This is a genomic window from Paenibacillus dendritiformis, assembly GCF_021654795.1.
Lineage (GTDB): Bacteria > Bacillota > Bacilli > Paenibacillales > Paenibacillaceae > Paenibacillus_B.
Window position 1 is genome coordinate 867,118 of sequence record NZ_AP025344.1, and the last position, 22,428, is coordinate 889,545.

Consider the following 22,428-nt stretch of genomic DNA (forward strand, 5'->3'; position numbering starts at 1 on the left):
TGATAATCATTATCAATATAATGCCGGATGTCCATTTCATCATCCCATGCTTCATGCTCATTAAATATCGCCAAAAGGAGGTTCCCCGTGGTTGCAAAAAAAGAGCTGCCGGCAGACAGAAGCTTCCGGACGCCCGACCGAAGCCGAAAAACCAATTTGAATGAGATCAAAGAATTTATGGATCAGCATTACGACGAATCTCTGTCGATCGGTCAACTGGCGCGGATGGCCAATATCAGCCCCAAATATTTTGTCGATCTCTTCAAGAAAACCTATGGCCTAAGCGCGATGGATTACTTAACGGCCGTGCGCATGAACCGCGCGAAGCGATATTTGACGGAATCCGGAGAGCGTCTGCGGGATATCGCTGTGAAGGTAGGGTATAAGGACGAATTCTACTTTAGCCGAAAATTCAAGAAAGAAGTCGGCGTGTCTCCGTCCGACTTCGCGAAGAATGCGAGGCGGCATATCGCCGCCTGCTCCTCTTCGTTGATCGGTCAATTGCTTGCGCTGGATGTCATGCCGGTGGCGGCGCCGCTTGATCCGAAGTGGACGCCCTATTATTACCACGCCTTGCGAACGAAAATCCGATTCCATCTTCATCTTACCGCTCCGTATGCCCATCGTCCGTTCGAAGGGAACCTGAACAAGCTCGTGCAGGCTCGTCCCGATGCGATCATTGCAACCGATCATCTCACTTCCCTCGAGAAGATGAAAGTGAAGGAGATTGCTCCCTCTCTCATGGTGCCGGCACAAGACGGTTGGCGGGACCAACTGCAGAAGATTGGCTGTTTTTTAAATAGAGAAGACAAGGCGGCGCAATGGATAGGCCGCTACGAGCAGAGGGTTCAGTCCGCCCGGACACAAATAGGCGAAGTGTTGGGACAGGACCGGATACTCGCGCTGCGCATCTATGGGCACCTCATCCATATCTACGGGAACCGCGGACTGGAGGAGGTGCTCTATCACGACCTCAAGCTGGAATCCGCGTGCCGGCGCGGCGCGTCCAGCGGTCCGCCGTTGACGTTGGAGCAATTGGCGGAGCTTGCCCCCGACCGGATTCTGGTCCTGATATGTCCCGAAGCGGCCTCCCGCGCTTTTTGGCTGGCACTCCAGCATTCAGCCGAATGGCGGAAGCTGTCAGCGGTAAAGAACCGGTATGTCTATCCCATTGCCTCCGACCCGTGGTGCGAATATTCGGCCGTCGCCATCACGCGGATGCTTGATGAAGCCTTGCTGCTGTTTACCGGAAATTGTCCAAATGGTTTTCTGGATAACGGCTATGGTGAATCCTTCGCCACCTGATCTATACTCAGGTCGAATGAGAATCATTATCACTTAGGGGGAGATATACCGTGTCAACATCTTTAGTTCATGCCAAGTCCCGTTTCATGGCCCGCATGTCGGGATTGCTGTGCTGCTTGCTTCTGGGAAGCGTGCTGACGGCCTGCTCTGCGTCGGAGAGCAAAGCCGCGCCGACCGGCCAGCCAAGTTCCACAACCGTCACGGAAGTGTCTGCGGCAGCAGGGGACAGCGGCGCGAAGCCTTCTGGCGGAGAGCGGACGGTAACGGACGAGCTTGGCCATGAGATCAACATTCCCGCCGAGCCCAAGAACATTTTTGCTCCCAATATGGAAGACTCCCTGCTTAAGCTGGGCGTCAAGCCGGTAGCGCAATGGTCCAACGGCAGCATGGGACACGATTACCTGCAAGAGGAATTGAAGGACGTGCCGAAGCTTGATTTCTCGGCAGGGCTGCCATCGCCGGAGACGTTAATGGCTTACAATCCCGAGCTGATTATTTTGCATACGGAAACCTATGCCCAGAACGGGAACTATGAAGCCTACTCCAAGATTGCGCCAACCTATGTATTCAAAAATGCTTCCGGAAATATTGAGAAATCCCTCGCTGTCATAGGAGAGCTGCTCGGCAAAACCGAGGAAGTCAATAAGGCGCTGGGGGCTTATCAGCAAAAAGTGAAGGAAGCTCGGGAAAAGCTGAAGGAAGCGGTCGGAGACAAAAAGGTGGCGATTGTCCGCTTTGCCCACAAAGGCGTCAGCCTGATGGGCGGGCAATACTTGTGCGGTTATGTCGTGCACCGCGATCTGGGGCTTGGCATATCCGATCTCGTGGGGAATGAGAATAGCGCCAACATTTCCATGGAGATTCTTCCGGAATTGGACGCGGACTATATTTTTGTCATCAATGCCTATAACCAAGGGACGGAACGCATGGCGGAAATGATGGAAAGCCCGATCTGGAAGAGCATTCCTGCCGTCAAGCAGGGCCATGTGTACGAAGTCAGCAATAAATACTGGCTTGGCAGCGGGCTTATCGCTTACGAGAAAATCGTTGACGACACGGTTCGGCTGCTGACGCAATGAGCGGGGGGGAGGACATGACACGGAACATGATTACGGTTGATCATCTTGCGCGCCGCCAGGTCGGCATTCCCCGCGCGGAGCAATGGACGCTGCGTTCGCGGGCCGAGAACCGCACCTACCGGATTATCGTGGCACAGCCGGAGGGGGAACCCCCTCCTTCGGGCTACCCGGTTATCTATTTGCTGGACGGCAACTCGGTATTCGGAACGATGGCCGAGGCGGTGCGCCTGCAGAGCCGCCGTCCTGACAAGACGGGAGTTACTCCGGCGATCATTGTAGGAATTGGCTATGAGACGGAGGCTTCTTATGCGCCGAATCGGTTTTACGATTACACGCCGGTTCCCAATACGGAGTACAGACGCAGATCCGATGGAGCAGAGCTGCCTGAACAAGGCGGGGCAGCGGCGTTCCTTCAATTTATCGAAGAAGAGCTGAAGCCCCGGATCGCTAGCGAGTTCCGGATTGACCGGAACCGGCAGACGATTTTCGGGCACTCTCTCGGCGGTCTGTTCGTGCTGTATGCGCTGTTTACGAAGCCGGACGCGTTCCGGCACTATATTGCTGGCAGTCCGTCCATCCATTGGAGCAAGGAATATTTGCTTCAACAGGAGCGGATATTCACGGCCCGCGTGCGGGAGGAGCCCGTCAACGTCCGGCTGCTGCTCGGAGTCGGGGAACAGGAGAAGAGCCATGTCGCCCGCAATTGCGACAGCGCCAGGGAGCTTGCAGAACGACTGTCTTCTCTCTCCGATGTGGGAGTGAGCGCCGTATATAAGGAATTTGAAGATGAAGGGCATGTCTCGGTGCTGCCGATTCTGATCAGCCGGGCATTGCGGTTCGCCTTGCATCCGGAGCAACAATGAGGGGTTGACTAAGATGGAGTATGCGGGAATCAAGGGAAAAGTCGCATTGGTTACCGGCGCTGCCCAAGGCATCGGGGAAGCGGTGGCGCGGGCGCTTGCCGGACTCGGGGCGATCGTCGCCGCCGTAGATCGGAATGCCGCGGGCGTCGAGAAGCTTGCCGCCGAGCTGAGCGGCTCCGGGGATCTCCGTGCCGCGGCATACCCGGCAGACGTCGGTGACCGGACGGCCGTGGAAAAAGCGGTGGAGCGAATCGAACAGGAGCTCGGTCCGATTGAGATCGTCGTCAATGTGGCGGGTCTGCTGCGGGCAGGACCCATCGAGTCGCTTAGCGATGAGGACTGGGAGGAGACCTTCAGGGTCAACGTCAACGGCGTATTTTATGTGTCCCGGGCTGCCGTCAGACGGATGGCGATCCGCGGTTCCGGTTCCATCGTGACCGTGGGTTCGAATGCGGCCGGGGTGCCGCGGATGCATATGTCAGCCTATGCGGCTTCGAAGGCGGCCGCAGCCATGTTCACCAAATGTCTCGGGCTGGAGTACGCCCGGAACCATATCCGCTGCAACATCATAGCGCCGGGTTCCACGGACACGGCTATGCAGCGGGCGCTATGGAGCGGCGAGGACGGCGCGGCGGCAGTCATTGCCGGCTCGCCGGAGGCGTTCCGCTTGGGAATCCCGCTTCGCAAGCTGGCCATGCCCTCCGACATTGCCGATGCGGTAATCTTCCTCGTATCCGACCGGGCGCGGCATATTACGATGCATGAATTGTGCGTCGACGGCGGTGCGACCTTGGGGTGCTGAGATAGATGGAAGGGGGACGGTTGAAATGCTGAAATATGACGATGCGGCTCTGGCGGCGTCTGCCGCGGAGCTGCTGGAACAATACCGGACGGGAACGTCCTTCTTTTTTTCTTCGCCGGAACGGACCTTGCTCGCGCGGGGAGAGTGGGCGCGGGTGCCCGTTCAGGAGGGGCTGGACGGCTGCCATCGCCTGCCCGAGCGCGCGGCGGCGCTTCTGGCCGTGGCGGGACAGGCGGGCCATGCGATGCCGATTGTCGCCGGCGCGATTCCATTCGCTTCTGCGAAGCCCGCGCAGCTTATCGTGCCGAACGATGTGCAATGGGGAGGCCCTTTGCGCTTCGATGCCGGCATGCCGCGGGAACGGCCCGTGGCATCCGCATGGGAGACCAAGGCGATTCCGGAGCCGGAAAGATTTATGGATGGCGTGAACGAAGCCTTGGCCCGCCTTGGCGAAGGCGCGCTTCAGAAGGTGGTGCTGTCGAGAACGCTGCGCATGACGGCGCCGGAGGCAATTGATGTCCACCAACTTTTGCGGAATTTGGCTTGTCATAATCCACATGGATATACGTTTGCGGTTAATCTGGCGGCGGAAGATGACGGAGCGGCGGATGCGCGCACGGGTCGCACGGGTCCCCGCACGCTGATCGGGGCCAGCCCGGAGCTGCTCGTCACGAAGACAGGGGGGCGGGTAATGGCCAATCCGTTGGCAGGCTCCGCGGCCCGCAGCGATGATCCGACCGAGGACAAGCGCAGAGCGGCCGCCCTGCTGGCCTCCGGCAAGGACAGGCACGAGCATGAAGTCGTGATTGATGCGGTCGTCGCCGCCTTGCGCCCCTACTGCCGGGCATTGCATGTTCCCGCCGGACCGTCGCTTATACGGACGAAGACGATGTGGCATCTCTCGACGAACATAACCGGGGAGCTTGCCGATCCGGCGGTCTCCTCGCTGGAGTTGGCGATGGCGCTTCATCCGACGCCTGCCATTTGCGGAACGCCCACGGATCTGGCCCGTGCCGCGATCGAGGAGATCGAGCCCTTCGATCGGGCGTACTATACGGGTGCGGTCGGTTGGTGCGACGCGAAGGGAGACGGGGAGTGGGCCGTCACGATCCGGTGCGCGGAGGCGGAAGGACGGACACTGCGCCTGTTCGCCGGCGCGGGAATTGTCGCCGGCTCGAACGCGGCTTCGGAGCTTGCGGAGACATCGGCCAAATTCCGCACGCTGCTGCTTGCCATGGGTCTGGCTCAAGAACAACTGTCGGCGGAGAAGGAGGGATGAGCATGCTGCTGCCAGGTTGTCCCGGATGGCCGAAAGAATGGGCCGAACGGTACCGTCAGCTGGGATGCTGGCGTGGAGAGACGTTCGGCGGAATGCTGCGGCAGCGCGCCGCGGCTTACGGGGATCGCGTTGCTCTTGTCAGCGGCCATCGGCGGATTAGCTATGCGGAGCTTGACGCCAGCGCGGATCGCCTTGCTGCCGGGTTCCGCGGCTTGGGGATACGGCCGCGGGATCGGGTTATCGTTCAACTGCCGAATATTCCGCAATTTTTTGAAGTGATTTTTGCCCTGTTCCGGTTGGGCGCGCTGCCCGTCTTTTCGTTGCCGGCGCACCGCAAGAGCGAGATCGTTTATTTATGCGAATTCACGGAAGCGGCGGCTTATATTATCCCTGATATCGACGACATGGGATTCGATTATCGGGAGCTTGCCAACCAGGTGCGGGAAGTTATGCCAGGCTTGCGCCGCGTAATCGTGGCCGGGGATGCGGGGAAGTACGCGGCGCTGGACGATCTGTACGCCGATCCTGCTGACGACATCGAGGGGCCGCGGCCCGAGGATATTGCCTTTTTCCAGCTTTCCGGCGGGACGACCGGGCTTCCTAAGCTGATTCCCCGCACGCATGATGATTACATCTACAGTCTGCGGGTTAGCGCCGAGATCTGCGCTTTGGATGAGAAGAGCGCCTATTTGGCGGTGCTTCCCGTCGCCCACAATTACCCGCTCAGCTCGCCGGGAACGCTGGGAACGCTCTACGCCGGCGGCAAGGTCGTTCTGGCCCCTGGGGCGAGTCCCGACATCGCCTTCCCTCTTATCGAGAAGGAAGGCGTTACGATCACGGCCGTCGTGCCGCCGCTGGCCTTGATCTGGCTCGATGCGGCGGGATCCCGCCGTGATGACCTGTCTTCTCTTCAGGTGCTGCAGGTCGGCGGAGCCAAATTCAGCGCGGAGGCCGCCAAACGGGTACGCGACGCGATGGGCTGCACGCTGCAGCAGGTCTATGGAATGGCGGAAGGACTGGTCAATTACACGAGGCTGAATGATCCGGAAGACATTGTCGTGAACACGCAGGGCCGGCCGATGTCGCCATATGATGAGATCCGGCTGGTCGATGACGATGACCGCGCAGTCGGTCCGGGCGGCACGGGTCATCTGCTGACGCGCGGACCTTATACCATCCGCGGCTATTACAAGGCCGAGAAGCATAACGCGAGGGCGTTCACGACCGATGGATTTTACCGTACGGGCGACCTGGCCCGATTGACCCCTTCCGGTTATCTGGTCATTGAAGGCCGCGCCAAGGACCAAATTAACCGGGGCGGAGACAAGGTGGCGGCCGAAGAGGTAGAGAATCACCTGCTGGCCCATCCCGGCGTGCACGATGCGGCGGTGGTGGCGATGCCGGATGAGTTCCTCGGGGAGCGCACCTGCGCCTTCGTGATTCCTTATCCGTCCTCGACGCTGACGGCTTCTGAACTGAAAGCCTTCCTCCGCAAGCGGGGGCTGGCGGCTTACAAAATTCCCGATCGGGTGGAGTTCACGGATGCGTTCCCGAAGACGGGGGTTGGCAAGGTAAGCAAAAAGGCGCTGCGCGAGTTCATTGCCAATAAACAGAACGCGCCGGCCGATCTGTCCAAATAATGATGAAAAGAGGAGATTGTTATGGCTCTTCCTTCTATATTGTCTTATCCGATGCCTGGAGAGCCGGACCTGCCGGCGAACAGGGCGGCCTGGAGGCCCGATCCGAAGCGGGCCGTTCTTTTGATTCATGATATGCAGCAATACTTCGTTGACGCTTTCAACGCGGAGGAATCGCCTGTTCCGGAATTGTTGGCGAACATCCGGAAGCTTCGCGCGCAATGCGCCGCACTCGGCATCCCGGTCGTGTACTCGGCGCAACCCGGCGGACAGAGCCCTGAACGGCGCGGATTGCTGAGCGATTTCTGGGGACCGGGCATGGACGACGGGCCTTATCAGAAAAAAATCGTGGAAGCGCTGGCTCCCGGCGAGCATGATATCGTGGTGACAAAATGGCGGTACAGCGCGTTTCAAAAGACCGAGCTGCTCGATATCCTGCGCCAGCGCGGCCGGGATCAACTGATCGTGTGCGGCATTTATGCGCATATCGGGTGCCTCATGACCGCATGCGAAGCCTTCATGCAGGATGTGCAGTCTTTCTTCGTCGCGGACGCCGTCGCGGATTTCTCGGCGGACAAGCACCGGATGGCTCTCGCTTACGCGGCGGATCGCTGCGCGGTCGCCATAACGACCCGGCGTCTCATTGAGGAATTGGCCGGGCTGGGGGATTCGAGGGCTGAACCGGAATCCGGACCGGCGGCTGACCCAAGCGTTCAGGCGCCACATGAAGAAGGGGGCCATCCTCTGACGAGGCAAGCGGTGCGCGTTGAAGTGGCCGGATTACTGCAGGAGCATCCATCCCGAATTGCGGATGATGACAACCTGATTCATATCTGGGGACTGGATTCGATCCGGATTATGAGCCTGATCGAACGGTGGCGCCGCGGCGGAGCCGAAGTAAGCTTCGCGGAGCTGGCCGAACGGCCCACATTGGCCGACTGGTGGCAGCTGCTCTCTTCCAGGATGAGCCGCTCTTTGCCGAACAGCGATTATTTTACCGTATAAAAGGAGGCGATGCTCATGAATAATCGTGATCAGGACCGCTGGCTTTTGTCGGGAGCGCAGTCGGGCATTTGGTTCGCGCAGCAGCTTGATCCGGACAACCCGATATTCAATGCCGGGGAATACATCGATATCCGCGGACCGGTCGACCCGGAGCGCTTCGAGACCGCGGTGCGCCAGGCCGTGATGGAGGCGGAAGCGCTGCACGCGCGCTTCGGCGAGGATCGGGACGGTCCTTGGCAGACGATCGTTCCGTCCTCCGATTGGACGATGCATAGGGTCGATGTCAGCGGCGAGAAGGATCCGCATGCAGCGGCGGAAGCATGGATGAAGCGGGATCTGGCTCAGCCTGTCGATCTGGGCCGCGGGCCGCTGTTTACCGAAGCGCTATTGAAGCTCGCGCCCGACCGATTCTATTGGTACCAACGCATTCATCATATTGTTATCGATGGTTACGGCTATTCTCTGCTGACGCGAAGGACGGCGCAAATTTATACGGCGCTCGCTCAGGAGATGCCGATCGGCGAGGGGGCATTCGGTTCGTGGCGATCGGTCCTGGAGGAAGACGCGGCTTACCGCGCATCGGATCGGCTGGAGCGGGATCGGCAATTTTGGCTGGCCCGCTTCGCCGATCATCCGGAAGCGGCCAGTCTGGGCGACCGGGCCCGGCGCACGTCGCGAAGCTTCCTGCGCCAGTCCGCGGAGCTGTCTCCAAGCGTCATGGACGGTTGGCAGGCCGCCGCGAACGGCATGGGAGCATGCTGGCCTGATGCCGTGATGGCCGCCGCCGCAGTCTACATGCATCGGCTCACCGGAACGGATGACATCATTCTCGGCGTGCCGATGATGTGCCGCCTCGGTTCCGCGGCGCTGCGCGTTCCCGGCATGGTGATGAATCTGCTGCCGCTGCGCGCCGCCGTTCGGCCGGATATGAGCGTGAACGAACTGGTGCGGCAGATCTCCGAAAAAATGCGCGAGATCCGAAGGCATCAGAATTACCGGCATCAGGATCTCCGGCGCGACCTGAAATTAGTGGGGGACAACAGACGGCTGTTCGGACCCCTCATCAATATTATGCCGTTTATCGAGGAGCTGAATTTTGCCGGATGCCGCGGCAAGGTACACAATCTGGCCGCCGGGCCTGTCGATGATCTGACGATTCATGTTTACGCCGGCTCCGGCGGCAGCGGGCCGCGAATCGATTTCGATGCCAACCCTGCGGTATACGATGCCGGCGAGCTGAGCGCGCATCGGCGCCGCTTCCTGCATGCGCTGGACAAGCTGGCCGCGTCCGAGCCCGGCCAACCGATCGGCCGCCTGGAATTGCTGCTGCCTGAAGAACGCCTGCAGGTGTTGGAGCGATGGAATGACACCGCTCATGCACTGGCGCAGTGGAGCGTGCCGGCGTTGTTCGAGGAGCAGGCGGCGAGCACGCCCGATGCCGTGGCGGCGGTGTTCGAAGACACAGCGCTCCGTTATGCGGATTTGAACGCGCGCGCCAACCGGCTGGCGCATTGGCTGATTGCGCATGGCGCCGGCCCGGATCGGATCGTCGCCCTCGCGCTCCCGCGATCGCTGGAGATGGTGGTCGCCATCCTGGCGGTGCACAAGGCGGGAGCGGCTTATTTGCCGCTCGATCCCGATTATCCGTCAGCCCGGATTGCCTATATGCTGAATGATGCCGCTCCGATGTGCCTGATCACGGTCCGGAAGGCGGCCTCCAGGCTGCCCGGCTCCGGCTCGATTCCGAAGCTCCTGTTTGATGAACCTGCGGCCATGGAACGCCTGGAGCAGCAATCCGAAGGCAATCCGACCGATGCCGACCGGTTATGCCCTTTGTCGCCGCTTCACCCGTCTTATGTCATTTACACCTCCGGATCGACGGGCAGGCCGAAGGGGGTCTTGCTCACCTTTGGAGGGCTGGCGAACCTGCTGCTGTGCATGCGGGAGCGGTTCGCGCCGGATGGCCGGGATCGGCTGCTGTCCGTGACGACAATTTCCTTCGACATTTCGGTCATGGAGGTGCTGCTGCCGCTCACGACGGGAGCCAGCATCGATATCGCTCCGAAGGAGACGATCCTGGATCCGCAAGCATTGGCCCGGAAAATCAAAGACACCGGGGCGACGATGATGCAGGCGACCCCGACGCTCTGGCAGGCGCTCGCCGCCTGCCATTCCGGCAGCTTCGGCGGGCTGACGGCGATCACCGGAGGCGAGGCCTTGCCGATCGGGCTCAAGCTCGCTCTGCAGGAACTGGATTGCGAGGTGAACAACCAATACGGCCCGACGGAGACGACCATTTATTCCACCGCTGCCTTGCTCGGACCGGAGCGCACGGGGAAGCCTTCTATCGGGGGACCGATCTGGAATACGAGGCTCTACGTGCTCGATTCGTCGCTGCAGCCGGTTCCTCCCGGGGCGGCAGGGGAGCTCTACATTGCGGGCGCCGGGCTGGCGCGCGGTTATCTGGGGCGGCCGGATCTGACGGCGGAGCGGTTCGTGGCGGATCCGTTCGGGCCTCCGGGCACCCGGATGTATCGCACGGGCGATCTCGCGAGATGGCTGGCTGACGGCACCATCGATTATTTGGGGCGTGCCGATCACCAGATTAAGCTGCGCGGCTTCCGAATCGAGACGGGCGAGATCGAGGATCTGCTCGCCCGGCATGCCGGCGTCGCGCAAGCTGCGGCGATCGTCCGGGAGGATCGTCCGGGGGAGCGGCGCCTGGTCGCTTATGTCGTTCCGGCTTCGTCTTCCGGCATCGATCCAGTCGAGCTCCGCAGCTATGTTGCCAGCCAGCTGCCTGACTATATGGTCCCTGCGGCCATCGTCACGCTGGATGCCATGCCTTTGACGCCGAACAAGAAGCTCGACCGCAAGGCGCTGCCTGTGCCCGATGCGGGATGCACGGCTGCAGGGCGCGGGCCGCGCACCCCGCAGGAGGAGATGCTCTGCGCCCTGTTCGCCGAAGCGCTCGGAGTGCCCCGCGTCGGCATCGATGATGACTTTTTCGCGCTGGGCGGCCATTCCCTGCTTGCCGGACGAGTCATCCTCCGCATACGCGAGTCGTTGGGCGCTGAATTGAGCATTGGCAGCCTCTTCGAAGAGCCTACGGTGGCGGGGCTTGTCCGGCGGCTGGATGATTCGCGGGAAGCCAGACCGGCTATCCAGCCGGACCGGAGAACGGAGGATATCCCGTTGTCCTTCGCCCAACGGCGATTGTGGTTCCTGTATCGCCTGGAAGGACCAGCCCCGACTTATAATATCCCGCTGGCCGCCCGCTTGTCCGGCGAACTGAATATCCGGGCGTTGGAGGCCGCGCTCGGCGATGTGGCGGCACGGCATGAGACGCTGCGCACCGTGTTCCCTGATGAGGCGTCCGGCGCCTCGCGCCAGTTGATTCTGGACGCCGGCGAGGCGCGCCCTGGGCTAATCTGGACCAGGACCAGCGAAGCGGAGCTGCCTGAACGGCTCCAGGAAGCCGTTCGCTACCGCTTCCGGCTGTCGGACGAGCCCTCGCTTCGGGCGGAATTGTTCGAGCTTGGTCCGAATGAATATGTGCTGCTGTTGCTCCTGCATCATATCGCCGGGGACGGATGGTCGCTGTCTCCGTTAACGCGCGATCTGTCCGCCGCCTATGCGGCTCGCTGCCGGGGCGAGCATCCCGCATGGCCGCCGTTGCCGGTTCAATATGCGGACTACGCTATCTGGCAGGAGCGCTTGCTGGGAAGCGGCGGCGATCCCGGCAGCCTGATGACCCGCCAGCTTGAGTTCTGGACGCGGACGCTTGCAGGCTTGCCGGAGCAGCTTGAGCTGCCGGCCGATTATCCGCGTCCGGCAGCGGCAAGCCATCAAGGCGGCACCGTCCATTTCCATATTCATAAGGAGCTTCACGGCAGGCTCTTGGATCTCGCCCGCGCCGGGAAGGCAAGCCTGTTCATGGTGCTGCAGGCCGCGCTGGCCATTCTCCTGACGCGGCTGGGGGCGGGGACGGATATTCCGATCGGCAGCCCGGTAACCGGGCGGAACGACGATGCGCTTGACGGTCTTGTCGGCTTGTTCATCAACACGCTGGTGCTTCGAACCGATACGTCAGGGGACCCCGGCTTCCGCGAATTGCTTGCCCGGGTGCGCCAGGTGAATCTGGACGCGTATGCGCATCAGGATGTGCCGTTCGAGCGTCTGGTGGAAGCGGTGAACCCGGTTCGCTCCCGTTCCCGGCATCCGCTCTTTCAGATTATGCTCGTGCTGCAAAATACGCCGGCTCCCGAGCTCGATCTGCCGGGTGTGGATGCCCGCCTGCAATTAGAAAGCGCGGGGACGGCGAAGTTCGACCTGACCGTGGAGCTGCAGGAACGGCGCGATGCGAAGGGCGGGCCGGACGGCTTGGACGGAATCGTCGAATACAGCGCGGATTTGTTCAAGCGCGGCACAGCCGAAGCGCTGGCCGCCCGCTATGTGCGCGTGCTGGAGTCGGCAGCCGCCGCGCCGGACAAGCCGATGGGCCAGCTTGATATTTTGACGCCGGAAGAGCGGCGCCGCATTCTTACAGAATGGAGCGCTTCGGAAGCCGCCGCGCCGCCCCCGGCCGCCATTCCGGAGCTGTTCGAGGCGCAGGCCGGCCGTTCGCCCGGGGCGGCAGCTGTCGTTCATGACGGCCGCGCATTGAGCTATGAGGAATTGAACCGGCAGGCGAACCGGCTCGCGCATCTGCTCATGGCAGAGGGGGTAGGTCCCGAACAGCTCGTGGCGTTGGCCTTGCCCCGGTCTCTCGAGATGGTAGTCGGCATATTGGCCGTGCTGAAGGCAGGCGCCGCCTACCTTCCGCTCGATCCGGATTATCCCGCCGAGCGGATCGCATATATGCTGGAGGACGGAGCTCCTGTCTGTATGGTGACGATCGCTGAAGTGTCATCCGGTCTGCCAGACACTGGAGGCCTCCCGCGGATCGTGCTGGATGAGACCGCTGTCCGGGAGCGGCTGCGGCAGCAATCCTCTGCCAATCCAAGCGATCGGGAACGCCGCAGGCCGCTGTCTCCGCTCAGTCCGGCTTATATCATCTATACGTCAGGCTCTACGGGCAAGCCCAAAGGGGTCGTTATCCCGCACCAAAATGTCGTGCGCTTGTTCGCGTCCACCATGCACTGGTTCCGCTTCGGAGCGGAGGACGTATGGACCCTGTTTCATTCGTACGCGTTCGATTTTTCGGTGTGGGAGATCTGGGGCGCGCTTCTGCATGGAGGGCGTCTCGTCGTGGTGCCTCATGCGGTAAGCCGATCGCCGCGCGAATTTCTGCGCTTGCTTGCCCAAGAGGGCGTGACCGTCCTGAATCAGACACCGTCTGCCTTCTATCAATTGATGCAGGCCGATCGGGAACAACCCGATCTGGGACAGGCGCTTGGGCTGCGGTATGTCATTTTCGGAGGCGAAGCTTTGGAGCCGGCCCGGCTGGAGGACTGGTATCGCCGCCATCCGGATCATGCTCCGAGATTGATTAACATGTACGGCATTACGGAGACGACCGTGCATGTCAGCTACAAGGAGCTGGATCGGGATAGTGCCGCCTCGGGAGCCAACAGCTTCATCGGCGGGCCGATACCGGATCTGCGAGTGTATGTGCTCGACAAGGCGCTGCAGCCGGCTCCGCCCGGAACGGCGGGGGAGATGTATGTGGCCGGCGCCGGGCTGGCCCGCGGCTACTGGGGCCGGCCGGGCTTGACGGCAGAACGGTTCGTCGCCGATCCGTTCGGCCCGCCGGGCAGCCGAATGTACCGCACCGGGGATGTGGCGAAATGGCTCGCCGACGGCACGCTGGATTATCTGGGCCGCGCCGATCATCAGGTGAAGATTCGGGGCTTCCGCATCGAACCGGGGGAGATCCAAGCCGTGCTTGCCCGTCATCCCGAGGTCGCCCAGGCGGCCGTCGTGGTGCGCGAGGATCGGCCGGGAGACAAGCGGCTGGCCGCTTATGTGGTGTTCGCCGCGGGCGCAACCCTGGAGCCGTCCGAATTGCGCCGCTATGCAGCTTCCATACTGCCCGATTACATGGTTCCGTCCGCGATTATCGCCATCGACTCGCTGCCGCTCACTCCGAACGGCAAGCTGGATCGGCAGGCGCTGCCGGCGCCAGAGCTCTCTCTGGATCTGGACGGCCGCAATCCGAGAACGCCGCAGGAGGAGGTGCTGTGCGATCTGTTCGCCGAAGTGCTCGGGGTGCGGCGCGTTGGGATCGACGACAGTTTCTTCGAGCTGGGCGGCCATTCGCTGCTGGCGGTGCGCCTTATCACCCGCATCCGCGAAGCGCTGGGACGGGAGGCGGGCATAGGCAGCCTCTTCGAAGCCCCGACGGTGGCCGGGCTTGCGGAGCGGCTTGATATGGACGGGGGAGCCAGCGCCCTGCAGGTGCTGCTGCCGCTCCGGACCCATGGCGGGCAACTTCCGCTCTTCTGCGTGCATCCTGCGGGCGGGCTGAGCTGGTGCTACGCCGGACTGATGAAGCATCTCGGCATGGATTATCCGATCTACGGACTGCAGGCCCGCGGCATCGCGCAAGCGGAAGAGCTGCCGAAGACGCTGGAGGAGATGACGGCTGATTATATCGAAGCCGTTCGCTCGATTCAGCCCCATGGTCCTTATCGCCTTCTGGGCTGGTCGTTTGGGGGAAATGTCGCGCATGCGATGGCGGTGCAGCTCCAGGAAGCAGGGGAAGAAGTCTCGTTTTTGGCTATGCTTGACGCTTATCCGAGCCATTATCTCCCGATTCGGGGAGAACCGGATGAAGAGGAGGCGTTGACCGCGCTGCTTGCCTTGGGCGGCTACGACAAGGACAGCATTGGCGGCGTTCCGCTTACGGTCGCGAACGCGATCGAGATTCTTCGCAGCGACAGCAGCGCTTTGGCTACGCTTGACGAAGCCGCCATTCTGAATTTGAAAAAAACGTATGAAAACTCGGTCCGTCTTCTGGGAGCCTATACTCCGCGGCGATTCGAGGGGGATCTTCTGTTCTTCCGCTCGACGATCATACCGGATTGGTTCGATCCGATTGAACCGGAGATGTGGATTCCCTATATCGGCGGACGGATCGAGCGGCATGATATCGCCTGCCGGCATAAGGACCTGTGTCAGCCGGGACCGCTTGCCGAGATCGGCGCGGCTCTTTTGGCCAAGCTGAAATCCGCGAACGGCGCGGCCATGAGACAAGATGGGAGGGAGCTAATCCATGAGTAATCCTTTTGAGCAAGCGGACGGAGCTTTTCTGGTGCTGATCAATGAGGAGGGGCAGTATTCGCTCTGGCCGGCCTTTGGTGCGGTGCCGGATGGATGGAGTACGGTTCTGGGCCCGGTTACGCGACAAGGGTGCTTAGACTATATCAACCTGCATTGGACCGATTTGCGGCCCCGCAGCTTATGCGAGTCTGCATCGGATCTTGTTCATGGAACGCAGCGATGACGAAAGGGTTGAATCCGAAGACGGCCGTCTGTATCGTCTACGTGGCGGCCATGTTCACGGTGGCTATGGACGCCACCGTCCTCAACGTGGCGCTGCAGACGATCAGCCAGGAGCTGCGCGTGCCTCCGGCCGCGTCGGGAGTGCTGAATGTCGGCTACCTGGTAAGCCTCGCTGTCGTCCTGCCGGCCGCGGGGTGGTTAGGCGACAAGTGGGGGACCAAGCGCGCCTTTTTGCTCGCGCTCGCCTTGTTCACGGGAGCCTCGGTCTTATGCGGCTTCGCCGAGAGTTTGACGGCGTTGACCGTGTTTCGGGTCATACAGGGTATCGGCGGCGGCTTGCTTACTCCGATCGGAATGGCGTTGCTGTTCCGCATGTTTCCCCCGCAGGAGAGGGCCAAGGTCTCACGGGCGCTCGTTCTCCCGATTGCGGTTGCTCCCGCGGTCGGGCCCATCCTTAGCGGGCTGCTAATTGAACATCTTTCGTGGCGCTGGATATTTTACGTTCATTTGCCGATCGGAATTCCCGCTTTGCTGTTCGGAATCGTCTTTTTGAAGGAGCATCGGGAACATGAGGCGGGACGCCTCGATGTTCGGGGCCTCCTCCTGTCGGCGCCGGGCCTGGCTCTGTTGATGTATGCCCTCAGCCAAGGCCCTGTGCAGGGCTGGGGTTCTCCCGCGATCTTGGCAACGGGGGGAGCGGGCCTTGTCCTCATCGCCGCCCTTGTCGTCGTCGAACTGCGGGTGAAGCAGCCACTGCTTGATCTGCGGCTGTTGGGCGACCGCCTGTTCCGCACGGCAGGCCTCGTCGCCATGTTCTCCGCAGCGGGCTTGCTCGGCATGCTGTACGTGTTCCCGTTAATGTACCAGAATGCGCTGCATGCTTCGGCCCTCGACACCGGGTTGTCGACCTTCCCGGAGGCGCTTGGCCTTATGCTTGCTTCTCAGCTTGTGCCCTGGACCTATCCGAGGCTGGGCCCGAAGCGCGTCATGGTTCTGGGGCTGTTGTGCACGGCGGTTTTCTTCGTCATGCTGAGCATGGTCGGCCCCCATACGAATCCCTGGCTGATTCGAAGCCTGCTGTTCGGTGTCGGCGTCTTTTTGGGCCATACGGTCGGCGCCGTTCAGATAGCGGCTTTTGCCAACATTCCGCCTGCATCGATGGCCCGGGCGTCGACCTGGTTCACCGTCCAGAACCGGCTGGGGCCGGCCATAGGCTTGGCGGTTCTGTCCGGCATTCTTGCCGTGGCGGGAACCCGCACGATAAATGCCGCCGGAGGAACCGAGCCTACTGTTATGGCGTACCGTGCCGCTCTGCTCGGGGCCGCAGGCTTCCTGCTTATGGGCCTTTGCTGTGCGCTTCGGATTCGCGACAGCGACGCCGCTGCCACCGTGGCGAAGCAGCCCCCGTGGCGAAGCAGCCCCCGGTGAAGCCGGATAGGGAAAAATCGGTTCAAACGTGAAATGAAGCGGGAGATCACGCCGCAGTAGGACGGTGAAGGGCGGTACGATTCTTCCATGGAAGGCATCTGCGGCAAACCGATCTACAAACTCAAACAGACCTTGGTTCAGTACGCTGAACTGAGGTCTTATTTTCGTTGTCTGGATGGCTCGTCCCCCTTATGCATATGAAATTACCGCATTTCAAAGCGGACTGAACTTATTTTTTTACGCCACCCGGTTGTACTTATCCCTTCCAGAACTCCTCTATATATGAAAGAACACATATCGCGCAGAGCGGCGCAGTCATCATAGCCGGGAGAGCCGCCGCGGGGGATACGCGCCGATTTTCCTTATCCCAATGATGATTCCGGCCTGCGCGGCCAAATTGGAGGAGGTGTAATGATGATTCGATGTTCGCAATTCGACAAACCGATCGAGACCGTGCCCAATGTCGCCCCCCAGGTTCATGTGTACGGGAGAAAAAGCGGAACGACCCGCTTCTTCCTCTCGGACAATCCGGAGACGATCAGCAGCGCCACGACGTCATTCACGAACGGCTTCGCCACGCTGTGGCATGATGCCGTCCGGGGAAGGAAGCGCGTGCACTACCGGCTCTTCGTCTGGCATCTGAACCAGACGGGAGCTCCGATTACATTCGGCGTCACGGTCGAGAACGCATCCTGCGGCAGCCCGATACGCGTTCGCCAAGTCAAGCATTCCATCGGCGTGATGGCGGATTTCCCCGCACTCGGCAGATGCGCTGCCAAGGCGCTGCTTGGGCGCACGCTCGCCCCGCTCATTCCCGACGATCGCTCGATCCGCGGCGGACAGACCGGGCTGGTGAAGGAGTGGCTCGTCCCCGACGGGGAACTCGTAGGCGGCGTGATGGAATTTACGCTGTCCAGCCCGAAGGAGCTTGATTACCGGGTGCGCACCGTGGCCGCCAATCGCCCGGGGGCTGACTTGAGGCTCAACCATACCCCGGTCGTGCCCGCCTATCGGACCGCCGAGGGCAAGTCGCATCCGCGCGGCTCGTGGGACTTCGCCGATATCGAAGGCTTCGCGGATCCGGCGTGTTCGCAGCCTGTCACGTATGTCGCCGGAAGCGGGTGCATGAGCTTCGCCATCCATAACGGCGGCAACGATAATCTGATGGCGGCCGCTTCCAGCTATGATCCGGCGAATGCGGAAACGTCGAACAAGGGGCATTACGGCGTCATCTACAAGCTGAACCTGGCGCTGAGCAATCCGCATTCTCGCCGCAAGACGGTGACCGTCTACTTGACGGGACGCGGAGGGCCTTATGCGGGAGCCGTCCGCTGGAACCGGGGACGAACCTATGGCGTGCCCCGGCTATCGCCGGCCGTCCAAGCGGTCGAGGCCGCGACGGTCACCATTCCGGCCCGGCGCACGGTAACCTGCGCCGTATATGCGTCGACCGCAGGCGCATACAGCACGCCGGCCGCAGTCTTATGCGTTACGCGCGAATAAGATTCCAACATTGGCCCTGATCGCTGATCAGGGCGTTCTTTTGCGGTAAGAATTAGAAGCTGAAAGCTGACAATAGCATGATCAGTATGACGGGTTCCTTCTCATCGCAATCATGAATCTGAGAGAGAGACTGATTTTAAACAGGGACTGAAAATTAAAGGAATTAATTTAGTTGCCTCAAGTACGGAATTAGTTGTAGACATTGCTTGGTATATAGACGGTAAAGAATATAAGGGGTATAAAAAATATAATTTATTATGGGGATAAAAAGCGGAAGCAATTTTCGGCGGCAGTGGGATTAAAAATCCCGCCGAACGAGGGATGGCGGCGGGAGCGGCGATTTTGTCAGCCCATATATACAAATTCTTTGTCAAGGTTTTCAAATCCAATTTCTTGATGTAAGGCCTCTTCCAACTAACGAAATCAGCCCCGATAAAGATAATTCGCTGCCATTCGGAATGTTGTATTTATAGTCAAACAAGTCCCGATTGTATATTTCTTCTATTTTGGCGACTTGGCGCTGGCTTAAATACGGTTTATGAGTTCTCAGCATATTAAATAAATTCGTTTTCAAATCGCCGTCTTCCGCTGCGCGTGAATACTCATCAATTTCAGCAACACACTCTAAGAGTTTCCGAAAAATAAAATCTTGCAGGTTTTTGGCCAATATACTCGCACTTTCACTATCGTGCGGAACCAATGTAACAGGAACATTTTCCCCACACTGTTTATCAAATTGGAATACATATAAGTCACCTCCACCAGTCATCGCAAATGGAACAAATTGAAATTCAGGTTTTGTCGCTCTGTAATCTTCCGGGTCTTTTAACTCTTCCATCTTTTCTACTATTTGATTAAATTCAAGAAGTTCAATGTCATTTGCGAATAACAACAGTGGCGGGTCGCTTTTGAATTTTTCCCAATAAGCAGCGTGCCAATTGGGTCCATATTCTCCCCAATCAAGCATTCCATCGTCGTACAGTCTTTTATACAATTCCGGGTATTTGACACCAAATCGCCGCTCTATTTGTTCTATTTGATTCATATATTTTCTCCTTCAAAATATAAATAATGTTCGTGATCCCAATGTATGCTCACAGGATACATTATACAGGAAACCGAGCTGAATTGAGTAATATTTTGGAAATTATCATTCGCAACAGCTCACAACGGGCAAGCGGCAAGCCTACCCGGTCAACATAATCTGGGCATGTGGATTTCCGTTATGCTTGTCATGAATACAGACAGCGGACACATGCCAATTGAAACAAAATGCTCGTTGATTGTCGACGATCCGAGGCAGGGACTTCTCTTTCTAAATTGGGGGAGTAAGAGCTGGAGACGGAGGAGCTCCCAAGCCGGGACATCATTCGTTCCGGCCGGAATATGCGGCAGCGCCGGGGCTGCGCAGAGCTTGAATCGCGGGCCAGGTGAAGGAGGCCAGATTATCCGGCAGCTCCGATAACGGGAACCAGCGCACAGCCCGCAGCGCTCCGCCTTGTTCGCGGTTGCTGGCTTCGCCCGAGATGACGCGGGTCTCGAAGATGACCGAGATCCAATGCTCGCCCCGCCCGGGATCGATCGTCTCGGCGGTGCAGAGCAGCCGCTTTACTTGGATGTGAAGCCCGACCTCTTCCATGACCTCGCGGACGGTCGCATCCTCCAGCGTCTCGTATAAGTCAACCTTGCCTCCGGGAATGCTCCATTTGTCCTTCTCCGGCTGGCGTCCCCGCAGCACAAGCAGAATCTCGTTCGCTTCATTCATAATGACGGCGCCGACGCCGATTCTCGGTAAGGATGTTTCCATATTTGTTCTCCTATGAATCTTTATTTTGAGGGGCTTCGGAAGTGGCCTGCCTCGTGTTTACTATACCTCTATGCGTCCAAGCAGGCAAATGAAGAGACAGGTGCATGGAACAACTGCAAGCACCGTTGGAAAGGAGAAGTTGCTTCTCCAATGCTTGAACATATTGACACCCAAATTTAGTATATGATATATAAAAGGGAGTGTTAGCACTCGTTTGTCTAGAGTGCTAAAAAAGTGTTGTCGAAAGGAGACCCATCATGGCGAAAAAACAATTTAAAGCAGAGTCGAAACGACTGCTCGAGATGATGATCAACTCCATTTACACCCAGAAGGAAATCTTTTTACGAGAATTGATCTCCAACGCCAGCGACGCGATCGATAAAATCTACTATAAAGCGCTGACCGACGATCAGCTCGTCTTCGACAAGGACAGCTACTACATCCGAATCACCCCGGACAAGGAAAACCGGACGCTTACCATCTCCGACACCGGGATCGGCATGACGAAGGAAGAACTGGAGAACAATCTGGGCGTCATCGCCAAGAGCGGATCGTTTGCCTTCAAGAACGAGAACGAGCTTAAGGACGGACATAATATTATCGGGCAATTCGGGGTCGGCTTCTATTCCGCATTCATGGTGGCGGATGTCGTGACCGTCATCAGCAAGCCGCTGGGCGGCGAGGAAGCGTACAAATGGGAGTCGAAGGGCGCCGACGGATATACGATCGAGCCGTGCGAGAAGGATTCGGTAGGAACGGACGTTCTTTTGAAAATTAAACAAAATACCGAGGATGATCGCTACGATGACTACCTGGACGACTACCGCTTGAAATCGATCATCAAAAAATATTCCGACTTCATCCGCTATCCGATTAAGATGGATGTGAAGGGGCACCGGCCGAAGGAAGGCGCCGAGAATGAATTCGAGGAATATACGGAAGAGCAGACCGTCAACAGCATGGTTCCGATCTGGCGCAAAAATAAAAATGAGCTGACTGCGGAAGATTACGAGAATTTCTACGCCGAGAAGCGGTACGGCTTCGACAAGCCGATCACGCATGTCCATATCAAGGCGGACGGCGCGGTCGTCTACAATGCGATTCTCTTTATCCCGGAGAAGACGCCGTTCGACTATTATACGAAGGAATACGAGAAAGGGCTGGAGCTGTACTCCAACGGCGTCCTCATCATGGACAAATGCGCCGATCTCCTGCCGGATTATTTCAGCTTCGTCAAAGGGATGGTCGACTCCGAGGATCTGTCGCTTAATATTTCCCGCGAAATGCTCCAGCATGATCGCCAGCTCAGCCTGATCGCCAAAAATATCAAGAGCAAGATCAAGAGCGAGCTGCAGCGCCTGATGAAGGAAGAGCGGGAGAAATACGAGCAATTCTATGAATCGTTCGGGCGTCAACTGAAATACGGCGTCTACAGCGATTACGGCATGAACAAGGAAGTGCTGCAGGATCTGCTCCTGTTCCACTCCTCGAAGGAGAAAAAGCTCGTCAGTCTCGATGAGTACATCTCCCGCATGCCGGAAGATCAGAAGTACATCTACTATGCTTCCGGCGAATCGATCGACCGGATCGAGAAGCTGCCGCAGACGGAGCTTGTCGCTGACAAGGGCTATGAGATCCTGTACTTCACCGATGATATCGATGAGTTCGCGATCAAGATGATCATGAGCTACAAGGAGAAGGAGTTCAAATCGGTCTCCAGCGGCGATCTCGGCATCGACGCGGATGAGAGCGAGAAAGATTCCGCGGCGGAGGATAAAGATAATCAAGAGCTGTTCGATGCGATGAAAGAAATTTTGAAGGACAAAGTGAAGAACGTGAAGGCATCCAAGCGGCTGAAGTCCCATCCGGTCTGCCTCTCCAGCGAAGGCGAATTGTCTATCGAGATGGAGAAAATTTTGAAGGCGATGCCGAACGGCCAGGATGTCCAGGCGGACAAGGTGCTGGAGATCAACGTCAACCATGACGTGTTCGAATCGCTGAAGGACGCGCTCGCGAACGACCGCGAGAAGCTGAGCCTGTACACGAACCTGCTGTACAATCAGGCGCTGCTGATCGAAGGGCTGCCGATTGGCGACCCGGTGCAATTCACGAACGACATTTGCAAAGTGATGGTATAGTTGAGGGCAAGGAGAGAACCCGATGCTGGCGTTAGCCGGTATCGGGTTTTTTGCGTACGTCCAGCACGGGCGTCAACTTTAGGGTGGAACGTCCCCAACGGGGACTGGCTTGATCCCTCTGAGGAGCGATTTCACA

General features: G+C 59.1%; 14 protein-coding genes. 12 read left to right on the top strand and 2 right to left on the bottom strand.

The genetic code is table 11. From position 1 onward, the window contains the following. The first annotated feature begins 87 nt into the window (after positions 1-87). The 11 genes from L6439_RS03770 (at position 88) to L6439_RS03820 (ending at position 18,347) form a co-directional block, all read left to right on the top strand. Entirely contained in the window at positions 88-1,305 is a 1,218-nt protein-coding gene (locus tag L6439_RS03770; protein WP_213470472.1) for a helix-turn-helix domain-containing protein, read from the top strand. A gap of 50 nt (positions 1,306-1,355) precedes the next feature. Further along, positions 1,356-2,384 carry an ABC transporter substrate-binding protein gene (locus tag L6439_RS03775; protein WP_213470474.1) on the top strand — a complete coding sequence of 343 codons (1,029 nt, stop codon included), beginning with the start codon at positions 1,356-1,358 and terminating at the stop codon, positions 2,382-2,384. 14 nt (positions 2,385-2,398) lie between these two features. Next, positions 2,399-3,247, top strand: a complete 849-nt coding sequence (locus tag L6439_RS03780; protein WP_168179567.1) for an alpha/beta hydrolase — start codon at positions 2,399-2,401, stop codon at positions 3,245-3,247. A 13-nt stretch (positions 3,248-3,260) separates the two neighbouring features. Continuing rightward, a complete protein-coding gene (locus L6439_RS03785; protein WP_168179566.1) occupies positions 3,261-4,049 on the top strand; it encodes a 2,3-dihydro-2,3-dihydroxybenzoate dehydrogenase in 789 nt (262 codons plus the stop codon). Between the two features lie 25 nt (positions 4,050-4,074). Next, complete coding sequence (dhbC, locus tag L6439_RS03790; RefSeq protein ID WP_213470476.1) at positions 4,075-5,328, top strand: isochorismate synthase DhbC; 1,254 nt, start codon at positions 4,075-4,077, stop codon at positions 5,326-5,328. Continuing rightward, a complete protein-coding gene (locus L6439_RS03795; protein ID WP_213470478.1) occupies positions 5,325-6,968 on the top strand; it encodes a (2,3-dihydroxybenzoyl)adenylate synthase in 1,644 nt (547 codons plus the stop codon). Before dhbC ends, L6439_RS03795 begins: the two co-directional genes overlap by 4 nt. A 21-nt stretch (positions 6,969-6,989) precedes the next feature. Next, entirely contained in the window at positions 6,990-7,970 is a 981-nt protein-coding gene (locus L6439_RS03800) for an isochorismatase (RefSeq protein WP_168179563.1), read from the top strand. A 15-nt stretch (positions 7,971-7,985) separates the two neighbouring features. Beyond that, a complete protein-coding gene (locus tag L6439_RS03805) occupies positions 7,986-15,194 on the top strand; it encodes an amino acid adenylation domain-containing protein (protein WP_213470479.1) in 7,209 nt (2,402 codons plus the stop codon). After that, on the top strand, positions 15,187-15,417 hold the full coding sequence (locus L6439_RS03810; RefSeq protein WP_213470480.1) for an MbtH family protein: 231 nt from the start codon (positions 15,187-15,189) through the stop codon (positions 15,415-15,417). The genes L6439_RS03805 and L6439_RS03810 overlap by 8 nt, the downstream gene beginning before the upstream one ends. Continuing rightward, on the top strand, positions 15,414-16,844 hold the full coding sequence (locus L6439_RS03815; protein WP_213470481.1) for a DHA2 family efflux MFS transporter permease subunit: 1,431 nt from the start codon (positions 15,414-15,416) through the stop codon (positions 16,842-16,844). Before L6439_RS03810 ends, L6439_RS03815 begins: the two co-directional genes overlap by 4 nt. 411 nt (positions 16,845-17,255) lie before the next feature. Further along, a complete protein-coding gene (locus L6439_RS03820; RefSeq protein WP_168179559.1) occupies positions 17,256-18,347 on the top strand; it encodes a hypothetical protein in 1,092 nt (363 codons plus the stop codon). Between the two features lie 379 nt (positions 18,348-18,726). Here L6439_RS03820 and L6439_RS03825 read toward each other — a convergent pair whose 3' ends face one another. Beyond that, positions 18,727-19,392 carry an SMI1/KNR4 family protein gene (locus tag L6439_RS03825; protein WP_213470482.1) on the bottom strand — a complete coding sequence of 222 codons (666 nt, stop codon included), beginning with the start codon at positions 19,390-19,392 and terminating at the stop codon, positions 18,727-18,729. 321 nt (positions 19,393-19,713) lie between these two features. Beyond that, the gene (locus L6439_RS03830; RefSeq protein ID WP_168179557.1) at positions 19,714-20,154 is read right to left on the bottom strand and encodes an NUDIX domain-containing protein; all 441 of its coding nucleotides are present in this window, start codon (positions 20,152-20,154) and stop codon (positions 19,714-19,716) included. A 257-nt stretch (positions 20,155-20,411) separates the two neighbouring features. Here L6439_RS03830 and htpG point away from each other — a divergent pair, with 257 nt between their 5' ends. Continuing rightward, on the top strand, positions 20,412-22,292 hold the full coding sequence (gene htpG / locus L6439_RS03835) for a molecular chaperone HtpG (protein WP_213470484.1): 1,881 nt from the start codon (positions 20,412-20,414) through the stop codon (positions 22,290-22,292). Positions 22,293-22,428: the final 136 nt, after the last annotated feature.

Bases quoted from the DNA above. Each gene is read 5' to 3' on its own strand.
- L6439_RS03780 (WP_168179567.1), top strand. From the start codon at position 2,399: ATGACACGGAACATGATTACGGTTGATCATCTTGCGCGCCGCCAGGTC.
- L6439_RS03785 (WP_168179566.1), top strand. From the start codon at position 3,261: ATGGAGTATGCGGGAATCAAGGGAAAAGTCGCATTGGTTACCGGCGCT.
- dhbC (WP_213470476.1), top strand. From the start codon at position 4,075: ATGCTGAAATATGACGATGCGGCTCTGGCGGCGTCTGCCGCGGAGCTG.
- L6439_RS03795 (WP_213470478.1), top strand. From the start codon at position 5,325: ATGAGCATGCTGCTGCCAGGTTGTCCCGGATGGCCGAAAGAATGGGCC.
- L6439_RS03800 (WP_168179563.1), top strand. From the start codon at position 6,990: ATGGCTCTTCCTTCTATATTGTCTTATCCGATGCCTGGAGAGCCGGAC.
- L6439_RS03805 (WP_213470479.1), top strand. From the start codon at position 7,986: ATGAATAATCGTGATCAGGACCGCTGGCTTTTGTCGGGAGCGCAGTCG.
- L6439_RS03810 (WP_213470480.1), top strand. From the start codon at position 15,187: ATGAGTAATCCTTTTGAGCAAGCGGACGGAGCTTTTCTGGTGCTGATC.
- L6439_RS03815 (WP_213470481.1), top strand. From the start codon at position 15,414: ATGACGAAAGGGTTGAATCCGAAGACGGCCGTCTGTATCGTCTACGTG.
- L6439_RS03820 (WP_168179559.1), top strand. From the start codon at position 17,256: ATGATGATTCGATGTTCGCAATTCGACAAACCGATCGAGACCGTGCCC.
- L6439_RS03825 (WP_213470482.1), bottom strand. From the start codon at position 19,392: ATGAATCAAATAGAACAAATAGAGCGGCGATTTGGTGTCAAATACCCG.
- L6439_RS03830 (WP_168179557.1), bottom strand. From the start codon at position 20,154: ATGGAAACATCCTTACCGAGAATCGGCGTCGGCGCCGTCATTATGAAT.
- htpG (WP_213470484.1), top strand. From the start codon at position 20,412: ATGGCGAAAAAACAATTTAAAGCAGAGTCGAAACGACTGCTCGAGATG.